The 12587-nt window shown below is 53.0% G+C and carries 7 protein-coding genes and 3 rRNA genes; 5 read left to right on the plus strand and 5 right to left on the minus strand.

Annotated elements, in window-relative coordinates; translation table 11 throughout:
• Positions 1–103 precede the first annotated feature (103 nt).
• The 3 genes from HMPREF9238_RS08910 to HMPREF9238_RS09215 are packed head-to-tail and all read right to left on the minus strand — an operon-like array spanning position 104 to position 2713.
• Positions 104–1270: an IS1249 family transposase gene (locus HMPREF9238_RS08910; protein ID WP_156824414.1), complete on the minus strand. Its 1167-nt coding sequence runs from the start codon at positions 1268–1270 to the stop codon at positions 104–106.
• A complete protein-coding gene (locus HMPREF9238_RS07065; RefSeq protein ID WP_016443799.1) occupies positions 1185–2528 on the minus strand; it encodes an IS256 family transposase in 1344 nt (447 codons plus the stop codon). Before HMPREF9238_RS07065 ends, HMPREF9238_RS08910 begins: the two co-directional genes overlap by 86 nt.
• Positions 2529–2542: 14 nt before the next feature.
• Positions 2543–2713 carry a transposase-like zinc-binding domain-containing protein gene (locus tag HMPREF9238_RS09215; protein ID WP_434056925.1) on the minus strand — a complete coding sequence of 57 codons (171 nt, stop codon included), beginning with the start codon at positions 2711–2713 and terminating at the stop codon, positions 2543–2545.
• A gap of 382 nt (positions 2714–3095) precedes the next feature.
• Between HMPREF9238_RS09215 and HMPREF9238_RS07070 the strand changes: the two genes are divergently transcribed.
• Positions 3096–3863, plus strand: coding sequence for a CDP-alcohol phosphatidyltransferase family protein (locus HMPREF9238_RS07070; protein WP_040316833.1), 768 nt, complete (start codon positions 3096–3098; stop codon positions 3861–3863).
• A gap of 117 nt (positions 3864–3980) precedes the next feature.
• Here HMPREF9238_RS07070 and HMPREF9238_RS08675 read toward each other — a convergent pair whose 3' ends face one another.
• Together HMPREF9238_RS08675 and HMPREF9238_RS07080 are read right to left on the minus strand one after the other, a co-directional pair.
• Complete coding sequence (locus HMPREF9238_RS08675) at positions 3981–5009, minus strand: hypothetical protein (protein WP_016444775.1); 1029 nt, start codon at positions 5007–5009, stop codon at positions 3981–3983.
• A 238-nt stretch (positions 5010–5247) separates the two neighbouring features.
• Complete coding sequence (locus HMPREF9238_RS07080) at positions 5248–6741, minus strand: DUF1846 domain-containing protein (protein WP_016444776.1); 1494 nt, start codon at positions 6739–6741, stop codon at positions 5248–5250.
• A 459-nt stretch (positions 6742–7200) separates the two neighbouring features.
• Between HMPREF9238_RS07080 and HMPREF9238_RS07085 the strand changes: the two genes are divergently transcribed.
• From HMPREF9238_RS07085 to rrf, 4 genes are all read left to right on the plus strand, one after another.
• A 16S ribosomal RNA gene (locus tag HMPREF9238_RS07085) occupies positions 7201–8739 on the plus strand.
• Between the two features lie 95 nt (positions 8740–8834).
• Positions 8835–9053 carry a hypothetical protein gene (locus HMPREF9238_RS09090; protein ID WP_232217618.1) on the plus strand — a complete coding sequence of 73 codons (219 nt, stop codon included), beginning with the start codon at positions 8835–8837 and terminating at the stop codon, positions 9051–9053.
• 45 nt (positions 9054–9098) lie between these two features.
• Positions 9099–12224 (plus strand): 23S ribosomal RNA (locus HMPREF9238_RS07090).
• Positions 12225–12396: 172 nt separating this feature from the next.
• Positions 12397–12515: ribosomal RNA gene (rrf, locus tag HMPREF9238_RS07095) — 5S ribosomal RNA — on the plus strand.
• The 16S, 23S and 5S rRNA genes sit together here, the layout of an rRNA operon.
• Positions 12516–12587: the final 72 nt, after the last annotated feature.

Here is a 12587-nt window from a genome sequence, read left to right on the forward strand (position 1 = left end):
TATGCCTTGGGGCTTTGATGTGTCGGGTCATCGTTCCGGTTTTTGGGCGGATGTGTGGGTTACCGGACAAATTGTGTGTCTATTGGTGGCGTGTTGTGTTGTTTTAGGGTTTGTGTCTGCCTGCCCAGCCTTTTCTGGTTGATAGTCCGTCTTCCCATGGGGCTTGTTGGTTGAGGTGTTTTGGTGGTGGGCTTGTGTGATCTGTGGTGGGTGGGATGAGTTGTAGGTGTGGTTTTCCTGCTTGTTGCCAGTGTTTGAGGATGTGTCTTGGGGTGAAGGGCTTTTCGGTTTGAGTGTTTAGGTAGTGGGTGGCGGCTTGGACTTGTTGGTTTGGTTTCCAGCCGCGGTGGTTTCTAAGGATTTGTTTGATGGCCGCGTTGTGGGACTCGACAACGTTGGTAGTGTTATGGGCTGGTGTGGGGTTGGTCAGGTAGGTAAATAGTTGGTCTTTTCTGGCTAGGCGTTGGAGGCGGAAGTACACGCGGCGGTCACGTTCGTGGGTGTACCACCATTTACGCCCAGGCTTTCTAAGGGGTTGTGGGAGGTCTTTAGCGAAGGTACGTTGTTTTAAGTATTGGTCGTATTGGTTGTAAAACGCAGCCAGGCTGGTAAGCCAGTTAGCGGCCTGGGTGGTAGTGGTGATGCGGGTTAACTGTCGTGATAAGCACATTAGGTCCTGACCGGCACTAGTTTTAGGCTTGCGAGTCAGGTCAGTGATGTTATTGCGGTGTACATGCACTAGGCAACGTTGAATCTTAGTGGTGGGCCACAAACTGTTGATGGCACGCTCACCACCTTTTGCCCCGTCTGTTACCACCATTACAGGTGGGGCTATCGGGGCTAGGAGGGCTTGGTAGGCAGCTTTGGTTTCTTTAGCGCATACTTGCCAGTTCAATACGTTAGTAGTGGTACAAGCGATTAAGACTACCCACCCACCACTTAGATACGTCCCGTCGATGAAGACTTGATCAAATACTTCACCACTGACCGGTGGAGTAGGCACTAGCGGGTTCCAACACCACGTGAAGTTGCGTCGAACACTGCGATCGCTACCGCGGTTGAGTTCGCTTTGAGCGTGTTTACCTAACAGGTAGGACACAAACGCTTCATACGTGTTGCCAGTCCTGGCCTGCGGTCTGTGTTTGGTGAGCGTGTCAAGTTGTTTGTGTGTGGGGCTTGATTTCTTAGAGGTATTGGTCGAAGCGGTCGGGGTAGGCCACGGCCATTTGGTTGATGGCTTGTTTCCACCCTGAAACCTTTCCGCCTTCAACGAGCCGGCTAGCTGAAGCGGCGGCTCGTTTACCTTCTTTAGCGCGTTTAGCTGCGCGTTTGTCTTCAATATTGCATATCATCAACCACAGAGTCTTCAACGCGGACTCATCATTGGTGAACTGCACCCGGTTACGAGTGGCTTTACGCAGCTCATTGTTAAACGACTCAATCGAATTCGTCGTGTAGATGACCTTGCGGGCTGCCGGCGGAAACTGCAAGAACGGCACGAACCGCTCCCATGCGTCTTGCCAGACCTTCACAGACCTGGGGTATTTCTCGCCAAACTCAGAGGATGCGAACTCAGCCAGTGCCGCTGCAGCAGTGGATTCATCAGGGGCGGTATAGACCTTCTTCAATGCTGCCGACACGGTCTTGCGGTCGCCGTAGGCCACCCACCGGTTGGCAGCACGAATCAGGTGCACGATACAGGTCTGCACCATCGAACCTGGCCAGGTTGCCTCCACTGCCTCAGGCAAGCCTTTGAGCCCGTCACAGCAGACAATGAAGACGTCTTTGACCCCGCGATTCGACAGGTTGGAGCACACCTGCGCCCAAAAGGATGCTCTTTCTTCCTTGGCGATCCAGAGTCCTAGGATGTGTTTGATTCCGTCGATGTCCACGCCGATGGCCATATAGGCGCTCTTGTTGACTACGCGTCCACCGTCACGGACTTTGATGCGCAATGCGTCAAGGAAGATGACGGGGTAGAACTCGTCGAGCTGGCGGTTTTGCCACACCAGTACCTCATCAAGGACTGCGTCAGTGACAGCGGAAATCGTCTCATGGGAGATATCCACCCGCATGGCGGTGGCCATATGGTGCTGAATATCGCGCACGGTCATGCCGCCGGCATACAAGCTCACGATCATGTCATCGACGTCAGTCAAGCGCCTGGAGCCTTTGGGAACCATGGTGGGAAGAAACGTCCCAGCCCTGTCTCTGGGAACGTCTACGGTAACCGGCCCGTAATTGGAATCAACCGTCTTCGGGTAGGTGCCATTGCGGTGATTATCAGTCCCAGCTGCCGCTTTAGCGTCCCGATCACCGGATTGATAGCCGAGGTGGGCATCCATCTCAGCATTCAAACCTCGGGTAATCGAGGCTTGCAACATGCCGCGCACCAGGTCATTGGCATCCGTGGTGGAAGTGCCCAATTCGTCGATCAGCTTAGCGATTTCAGGGTTAGCAAGAAGCTTCTCCTCAATCGCGTCAATCTTGGCCTTATCAGCCGGGTCTCGTCTTGCCACAGTAGTCATTCTGGCTTATCTCCTTATGCGGGATGGATTCCCACACACAAACCATCAAACACTCTCTGTTTGGTATGACACGCCCCGCAATCAAGATACCTGTACCTAGGTGTGCCAGCCGAGGTGACACCATTTTTCTTTACCCGCCACCCCTTACAAGACGGGCATGAACGAACCGGTAGTTGCTTTGGCATAAGCCAAGGCAACCAAAACGACCCCTAACACAAACTCAAGAAAACACAACAACCATTAAATCTATAGCTAAAAAAGCTAACCAACCCAGACTTTCACCCACCACACCAAACAAAAACACAATCTATAGACACACTTAACGACCGGTAACCCGAGATTTTTGTGTTGTCGTGCTCGTACGCAGGAATGCCAGCAGGAGTTCCTAGATGGTTGCCGCCTCAGGTGATCCTCGAGAAAAGCACAGAATATGCGAAAACGCGAGATTTCGGATAGTCGCAATATTTAGCAAGTGGGGTACAATCGTCGCCGAGGATACCTAGAAAATCCCATCGATGAATGTGAAAGAAATCCATGGATTTTGACGTCAAAACAAAGTACAAACGAATGCCGAAAAAGATAAAAACGATCGCGCCAGAAAACTTGGCGCCGCTGTCGCAACGTGTTAGCGCGTGGATGGTGCATCTGTTCACCATGTCGGGTGTAGCGTTCGCAGCTCTGGCCACGTTGGCTCTTATTCACCAAGAGATCGGCATGATGTGGCTTTGGCTTTTCATCGCTCTGGTGGTTGATGGCGTGGACGGCACGATGGCACGTAGGTTTCGTGTGCGCGAGGTGCTCCCATGGTTTGATGGTGGCATTCTTGACATCATTATTGATTACCTGACGTGGACGTTCATCCCCGCTATCTTCATGTATCGCCATATCGAAATGGGGCAGCCGTACTTGGCGGCGGTACTCACGGTTTTGATTCTTGCCACTTCCACGCTGTGTTATGCGAATGAGAATTGGAAGTCATCGGACTTCTATTTCTACGGTTTCCCCGCAGCTTGGAACATTGTGGCCCTTTGCCTGTATGTTTTGCAGACCAGTGAAGTCGTGAACGTCATCACGGTCGTGACTTGCATCGTGCTCACGATTGTCCCCAGCTATTGGACGCACCCGTTCCGCGTCAAGAAATTCATGGCGATTAACCTGATCTCTATCGCGGTGTGGATTGGCATTACGGGTGGCCTAGTGGCGATTTACCCGGTGCAACCAACGTGGATGTTGGTCCTGTTCTACGTGTCGGGAGGCTGGTTCCTACTCACAGGCATTGCCCGCATGTTCACCGGGCCCGATAGAGCCAGCCGCAAAGCAAACGTTACAGCTTAGGGCAGACCTTCTATCCAGGGTTACAGCTTAAGGCAGACCTTCTATCCAAGGTTCTAGTGAAGAGTGTGCGAGATTTTCCTCGCGCACTCTTTTATTTCCGAGGACATCTGCGGCCCCTCACTTACCGTGGCCACGCAGTCCATCGGCAACGTAGCGGTCGCGAAGGTAGTTGCGCAGTTCGTAGAGGAACGCGAACGCGATCATGCCGATAACTATCGCGTTTACACCTGCTGGGTATCCTCGCCCATGCGTCCAAAAGTACACGTACGGAGAGATAAACGTGACCAGGGTGACCAGCAGGCCCGTGTATCGAACCCAGAATTTGTGAGCGGTTACGAACGCCAGCAGACCCCACGTGTAGGGGATGGCAGTAACCACGTCCATGCCCCACAGGATCCACAGGTTGCCGTGGAAGTTCTTCACGAACGTTACTGGTAGCGCGCGAAGAGAAGAGTAGATGAACACCACCGCGTAGGCCCAGAACTTGGGGCTTCGCAACATTCGGTAAGCTTTCGAGGAGGGAATTATTTTCGCTCCCGAGGCTTTGAGCGCTCGGTAATTCTTGGAGCTGATCGTCACGCTCTCTACCCAGTCAAATGCTCGGTGAATGAGGTCGCGGCGAGCCCCGGTCTCCTGACACCACGTTTGGCACCACGCGGATGGATTCACAGCGATGGGCACAACTCTTTCGAGAGGGCTGATGTCGAATCCAATGGTGTCGATCATTTCGGTAAGTTCTGGGTTAGCGGCGCACGTGAAAGCGGGCCCGATTTGATGCAGAAGCGGCCCGGGTTGTTTGTCGCTCGTGTTGTCGCCAAGAAGCTGTTGTAGTGCGGCGAAGCAGTTTTCGGGTACCAGATCAACGAGTACCTGCTGGCGGCCAACAATCATAGACCTTAGGGTTTCGGCCGTTTCGCGCAGCAGTGGGCGGGGTAGATTTTCGAGGCTAATGCTGATTTCATCGGTGGAATCAGCCTGGCGTGCGTGGTTGGCGATGGCCGAAAACAGGGTGGTGACAGTAATATTGCGTGGCACGAGGTTGCCGAGACGGTCAATTTTGGAGGCCGTCTTGAGCGCTACTGGGTCGATTGTTACCTCTTTCAGCAGCGGGATGCTGAGGGCCGAGTGAGAGGTAATGATGTTCACGAAATCTGCTTTCTAAGTAGTTAGTGGGCCACCCCAGATCAAGTGGCCCACTTCTCGTTTAACTAGTTTACCTGCGCGCGCCCCGGTTGAGTAAGCAAGCTGCCTCGTTTTGCGTATTCGTCTAACTGCACTAATGAAGGGGGTAGTTGCACGGGCGGTTTACGCTGAAAAACGGCCTCTGACCGGCGCGCCGCTACGGTTGTTAAGTCCCTCGTCTAATAGTCGCCAGCGCCGGATCCTACCGCTTTTGGTAAACGCCCTTGCGCCAGTATTTCGGTTCGCATGTGACGTTGATTCCCAGGTTCCTAAATATCCCCTCGTCAACGGAACCTAGAATCGTGGTGGTGTGTACGTCGCAGCCCTGGAGCGCCTTTAGCTGTTCGAGGGCACGGCGCGCATACTCGTTGGTGTTTGCTGAAACCGATAGGGCGATGAGTACTTCGTCGGTGTGCAATCGTGGGTTGCGAGAGCCCAGGTGCTCGGTTTTGAGTTTTTGAATGGGCTCAATGGATTCGGGCGCAAGCAGATGCATCTTCGGGGGAATCCCGGCGAGTAGTTTGAGCGCGTTTAGGAGCATCGCAGCTGACGGGCCCAGTAGGGCTGACGTTTTACCGGTAACGATGGTTCCGTCCTGCAGTTCGATGGCTGAACCTGGATTCTTAGTTTTGCGCTCAATTTCGAGGGCGGGGCGTACAACTGGTCGGTAGTTGCGGTCTATGCCCAGCTTGCCCATGATGATGGCAATGTGGTCGGATTCGTGACTATCTGTGCCAGCACGCTTTTCTTCAACGAGCGCTTTGAAGTAGCGGCGAATCACTTCCTGTTTAGCGGCCTCCCGGCATACGTCATCGTTGCTGATACAGCTCCCAACCATGTTCACACCCATGTCGGTTGGCGACTTGTAGGGGCATGAACCGGTGAGCTTTTCAAGCAACGCCGATAGCAGTGGAAAGACTTCTAGGTCGCGGTTGTAATTGACTGCCCTCGTACCATACGCGGCGAGGTGGAAGTGATCGATCATGTTTACATCGTCGAGGTCGGCAGTGGCAGCCTCATACGCCATGTTCACGGGATGGTCGAGCGGTAGATCCCAGATGGGGAAGGTCTCAAACTTGGCGTATCCGGCCTGGTTACCCCGCTGGAATTCGTGGTAAATCTGCGACAGGCACGTTGCCAGTTTGCCTGATCCAGGCCCGGGCGCGGTTACGAGAATGACGTCCTTGGAAGTTTCAATAAAATCGTTACGACCAAAGCCCTTTGGCGAGACGATGTGCTCAACGTCCGCCGGGTACCCCTTAATGGTTCGGTGCCGCGCAACTCTAAGTCCAAGTTTTTCCAAGCGCGTGCGGAATGCTTTCGCTTCCTTGTTTCCTTCATCCATTTGTGTGAGCACGACGTTCTCAACTAAAAAGCCTCGCTCGCGAAATACATCAATGAGGCGAAGTGCGTCCTCTTCATAGGGGATCCCGGTATCAGCGCGAACTTTGGTGTGCTCAAGATTCTTAGCGTTAATGGTAACGATGATTTCGATGCGATCCTTAAGGGTCTCAAGCATCGTGATCTTGTTGTCCGGAGTGAAGCCGGGTAGCACGCGAGAGGCGTGGAAATCGTCAAACAGTTTTCCACCCATTTCGAGGTAGAGCTTTCCGCCGATTTGGTTGCGTCGCTCATTAATGTGCTTCGACTGAAGTTCGATGTATCGCTTGCGGTCAAACCCGATTGGCCGGTGCATAAACTACCTCTCGTGGTGCGGCTGGTGCGTGCCGCTTAGGGGATCACCGCCTTCTTATTCTACTGCAGAGCAACGGGAGTTAATACCCCGCAACCGTGCGGAAAAATGGGTGTGGTAGGAGTCACCGTGAACGGATTTGACCCTGCAAAACCACGTGTGTAAAGTTTCTATTCGTTGCCCCGCGAAAGCGGAGGAACAAAACCTAGAAAGTTTCCAAGAGCGATGTCACTAAGTTGACAAGCTGGATAGAAGCAGTAAACTAGGAAGTCCGGTTAAAAATCCGGAAGACACCTTGACAAGAATCTAAAGTTTTTGAGGGTTCAGCTTCGTGTGGGTGTTGTTTGTGAACTCGATAGTGTGTTTTTTGTTTTGTCCTTTTTTGTTTTGTTTTTGTTTTTTGGTTGGGGTCGCTGGGGCTGGCTTTTTTGGTTGGTTCTGGTTTTCTCTTTGTTTTGTTTTTGTTTGGAGAGTTTGATCCTGGCTCAGGACGAACGCTGGCGGCGTGCTTAACACATGCAAGTCGAACGGGATCCAAGGGCTTTTTGTTTTTGGTGAGAGTGGCGAACGGGTGAGTAACACGTGAGTAACCTGCCCCCTTCTTTTGGATAACCGCATGAAAGTGTGGCTAATACAGGATATTCCGCTTTGGTCGCATGGCTTTGGTGGGAAATGGTTTGGTCTGGTGGGGGATGGGCTCGCGGCCTATCAGCTTGTTGGTGGGGTGATGGCCTACCAAGGCGGTGACGGGTAGCCGGCCTGAGAGGGTGGGCGGTCACACTGGGACTGAGATACGGCCCAGACTCCTACGGGAGGCAGCAGTGGGGGATTTTGCACAATGGGCGCAAGCCTGATGCAGCGACGCCGCGTGAGGGATGGAGGCCTTCGGGTTGTGAACCTCTTTCGCTGGGTTGAAAGGCCATGCTTTGGGTGTGGTTGATTTGAACTGGTAAAGAAGTACCGGCTAACTACGTGCCAGCAGCCGCGGTAATACGTAGGGTACTAGCGTTGTCCGGATTTATTGGGCGTAAAGGGCTTGTAGGTGGTTTGTCGCGTCTGTCGTGAAATCCTGTGGCTTAACCATGGGCTTGCGGTGGGTACGGGCAGGCTTGAGTGCGGTAGGGGAGACTGGAATTCCTGGTGTAGCGGTGGAATGCGCAGATATCAGGAGGAACACCGGTGGCGAAGGCGGGTCTCTGGGCCGTTACTGACACTGAGGAGCGAAAGCGTGGGGAGCGAACAGGATTAGATACCCTGGTAGTCCATGCTGTAAACGTTGGGCACTAGGTGTGGGGGCCGTGTGGTTTCTGCGCCGTAGCTAACGCATTAAGTGTCCCGCCTGGGGAGTACGGCCGCAAGGCTAAAACTCAAAGGAATTGACGGGGACCCGCACAAGCGGCGGAGCATGCGGATTAATTCGATGCAACGCGAAGAACCTTACCAAGGCTTGACATGCGCCGGTACAGTGTAGAGATATGCTGGCTTTTTTGGCTGGTGTGCAGGTGGTGCATGGTTGTCGTCAGCTCGTGTCGTGAGATGTTGGGTTAAGTCCCGCAACGAGCGCAACCCTTGTCTCGTGTTGCCAGCATTTGGTTGGGGACTCTCGAGAGACTGCCGGGGTTAACTCGGAGGAAGGTGGGGATGACGTCAAATCATCATGCCCCTTATGTCTTGGGCTTCACGCATGCTACAATGGATGGTACAGAGGGTTGCGATACTGTGAGGTGGAGCTAATCCCTTAAAGCTGTTCTCAGTTCGGATCGTAGTCTGCAACTCGACTGCGTGAAGGTGGAGTCGCTAGTAATCGCAGATCAGCAACGCTGCGGTGAATACGTTCTCGGGTCTTGTACACACCGCCCGTCACGTCACGAAAGTTGGTAACACCCGAAGCCCGTGGCCTAACCACGAAAGTGGGGGGAGTGGTCGAAGGTGGGATTGGCGATTGGGACGAAGTCGTAACAAGGTAGCCGTACCGGAAGGTGCGGCTGGATCACCTCCTTTCTAAGGATTATCTTTTTTAAGTAGGATTCGTGGTGGGTTTGTTGCAACCAGTTGTGGTTGTGGCCTGCTGTGGGTTTGTTCCTTAGTTTTTTGGATTGTTTTTACAAGAACAAAATATTGTTTTGGGCATTACAGAATTTACTCTGAATCGAATTTCACTGGTTCGTGTTGGTTTGGTTTGGGGGCATGCTGTCGGGTTTATGGCTAACACTGTTGGTCTGGCTCTTCCACTAGCTGCTACTGGTTTTCACAAGTTGTTGTTTGTTGATGGTTTGTGTGTGGTGGTTTGGTGGTTGTGGTTGGGTTGTTGGTGATTTGTATAGTGGTTGCGAGCATCTTTTTTGTTTGTTTTGTTGGGTTTTTTAGTTTTTGTGGGCGTTTGGTGGATGCCTTGGTGCCTAGAGCTGATGAAGGACGTTGTGGCCTGCGATATTCCCTGGGGAGTTGGCGAGCGAGCGTTGATCCGGGGGTTTCCGAATGGGGTAACCTGACAGGTTTTGTGGCCTGTTACCACTGCTTGAATGTATAGGGTGGTGGGGGGAACGTGGGGAAGTGAAACATCTTAGTACCTGCAGGAAGAGATATTCTGTGAGTAGTGGCGAGCGAAAGCGGATGATGGCTAAACTGTGTGCGTGTCAAGGCGGCAGCTGTTGCGCATGTGGGGTTGTTGGGGCGTGTTTTTCCATTCTCTGCCGGGGGTGGGGGTAGTTATAAATGGTTGTGTGGAGCTGAACAGTCTGGGATGGTTGACCGTAGGGCGTGATAGTCGTGTAGGTGGTTCATGCAACTCTGCTTGAGTGTGTTCCCAAGTAGCAGCGGGCTCGTGGAATCTGCTGTGAATCTGCCCAGACCACTGGGTAAGCCTGAATACTTCTAGGTGACCGATAGTGTAGTAGTACCGTGAGGGAATGGTGAAAAGTACCCCGGGAGGGGAGTGAAATAGTGCCTGAAACCAAGCGCTTTTAAGCCGTCAGAGCCGGTCGGCCCTTTTTTGGGTTGTGGTGATGGCGTGCCTATTGAAAAATGAGCCTGCGAGTTAGTGATGCGTGGCGAGGTTAACCCTTTGTGGGGTAGTCGTAGCGAAAGCGAGTCTTAAAATGGCGCCCAGTCGCGTGTTCTAGACCCGAAGCGGGGTGATCTACCCATGGCCAGGTTGAAGCGATTGTAAAGGGTCGTGGAGGGCCGTACCCACCTAGGTTGAAAACTGGGGGGATGAGTTGTGGGTAGGGGTGAAAGGCTAATCAAACTCCGTGATAGCTGGTTCTCCCCGAAATGCATTTAGGTGCAGCGTCTTGCGTGTGTTGTTGTGGTGGTAGAGCTACTGGTTGGTTGATGGGCCGTTTTGGTTACTGACGTCAGCTAAACTCCGAATGCCATTGATAATTGCAAGGCAGTGAGACTGCGGGGGATAAGCTTCGTAGTCGAGAGGGAAACAGCCCAGATCATCGGTTAAGGCCCCTAAGGGTGTGCTGAGTGGGAAAGGATGTGGAGTTGCATAGACAACCAGGAGGTTGGCTTAGAAGCAGCCATCCTTGAAAGAGTGCGTAATAGCTCACTGGTCAAGTGATTCCGCGCCGACAATGTAGCGGGGCTTAAGCACACCGCCGAAACCGTGGCAGAAAATGTTTTTGTTTTTTGGGTAGGGGAGCGTCCTGACTGGGGTGAAGCAGGCCTGTGAGGGTTTGTGGACTGGTTGGGAGTGAGAATGCAGGCATGAGTAGCGAGTGGTGGGTGAGAATCCCACGCGCCGATTGACTAAGGGTTCCAGGGCAAGGTTTATCCGCCCTGGGTTAGTCGGGTCCTAAGGCGAGGCCGACAGGCGTAGTCGATGGATGACCAGTTGATATTCTGGTACCGGTTTTTTCTTGTCCAGTGCTGACAAAGTTGTGCTAACCAACGCCGTGATGGGGGTGATTCCTTCGGGTTTTGCCTCTTAGTGGTCTTGGGGTCCCTTCTTGGGTAGGCAAGCGTGTTAACAGGGGTGACGCAGTAGGGTAGCTGATGCTGGCCGGTGGTTGTGCCAGTCTAAGGTTGTGGCCTGCATGCTAGGTAAATCCGGTGTGCTGTCTTAAATGATGAGGGTGAGGGCTGATGGGACTGCCACGTTTTGTGGTGGTTATTGGTGTGCCTGTGCTGTCTAGAAAAGCCTCGACGTTAGAGAAAGGACCGCCCGTACCCTAAACCGACTCAGGTAGTTAGGTAGAGTATACTAAGGCGTGCGAGTGAATCATGGTTAAGGAACTCGGCAAAATGCCCCCGTAACTTCGGGATAAGGGGGACCAGGCCCGGACATTACTGTTTCTGGTATTTTTTGTTTGGGTGTGGTCGCAGTGATTTGGAAGAAGCGACTGTTTACTAAAAACATAGGTGTGTGCGAAGCTGCAAGGCGATGTATACGCACTGACGCCTGCCCGGTGCTGGAAGGTTAAGCGGAAGGCTCAACCCCTCTTTTGTGGGGTGAAGGTTTGAAGTTAAGCCCCAGTAAACGGCGGTGGTAACTATAACCATCCTAAGGTAGCGAAATTCCTTGTCGGGTAAGTTCCGACCTGCACGAATGGCGTAACGACTTCTTCGCTGTCTCGACCATGAACTCGGTGAAATTGCATTACGAGTAAAGATGCTCGTTTCGCGCAGCAGGACGGAAAGACCCCGGGACCTTTACTATAGCTTGGTATTGGTAGCCGGTTGTGTTTGTGTAGGATAGGTGGGAGACTGTGAAACCTTCACGCTAGTGGTGGTGGAGTCGTTGTTGAAATACCACTCTGATATAAACGGTTATCTAACCTTGGTCCGTGATCCGGATTGGGGACAGTGCCTGGTGGGTAGTTTAACTGGGGCGGTTGCCTCCTAAATGGTAACGGAGGCGCTCAAAGGTCTTCTCAGCCTGGTTGGTAATCAGGTGTTGAGTGTAAGTGTAGAAGAAGGCTTGACTGTGACACTGACGGGTGGAGCAGGTGCGAAAGCAGGAACTAGTGATCCGGCCGTGGTTTGTGGAAACGCGGTCGCTCAACGGATAAAAGGTACCCCGGGGATAACAGGCTGATCTTGCCCAAGAGTCCATATCGACGGCATGGTTTGGCACCTCGATGTCGGCTCGTCGCATCCTGGGGCTGGAGTCGGTCCCAAGGGTTGGGCTGTTCGCCCATTAAAGCGGTACGCGAGCTGGGTTTAGAACGTCGTGAGACAGTTCGGTCCCTATCCGCTGCGCGCGTAGGAAACTTGAGAAGGCCTGTCCCTAGTACGAGAGGACCGGGACGGACAAGCCTCTGGTGTGCCAGTTGTACCGCCAGGTGCATGGCTGGTTAGCTACGCTTGGGAAGGATAACCGCTGAAAGCATCTAAGCGGGAAGCCTGCTTCAAGACAAGGTTTCCAACCCCCTCTTGTGGGGGAGAGACTCCCAATAGATGATTGGGTTGATAGGCCAGGGGTGTAAGCATGGTAACGTGTTTAGCTTACTGGTACTAATAGTCAACAACTAAAAACAACCATTACAACAATGACAAACAGGAATCCTGTTTGCTCGTAACTACTATGCAAACCACCACCAACCCACACACGCGTGATCGTGGTTGTTACCACTGAAGCGTGTGGGACAAGCCCGCGCAGGCCATGCGGCCTGTAAACAAAGGGGGGCTGTTCGTGTTGGCTGATATTTTTGCGGTGGTCATAGCCACGGGGAAACGCCCAGTATTCCATACCGAACCTGGAAGCTAAGCCCGTGAACGCCGATGGTACTGCACCTGGTAGGGTGTGGGAGAGTAGGAAACCACCGCAACCACACATAAAAACATTTTGGGGCCCCACCAACACGGTGAGGGCCCCAAAACACACCCAAAAACACACACGC

This window comes from Gleimia europaea ACS-120-V-Col10b (assembly GCF_000411155.1).
Lineage (GTDB): Bacteria > Actinomycetota > Actinomycetes > Actinomycetales > Actinomycetaceae > Gleimia > Gleimia europaea_B.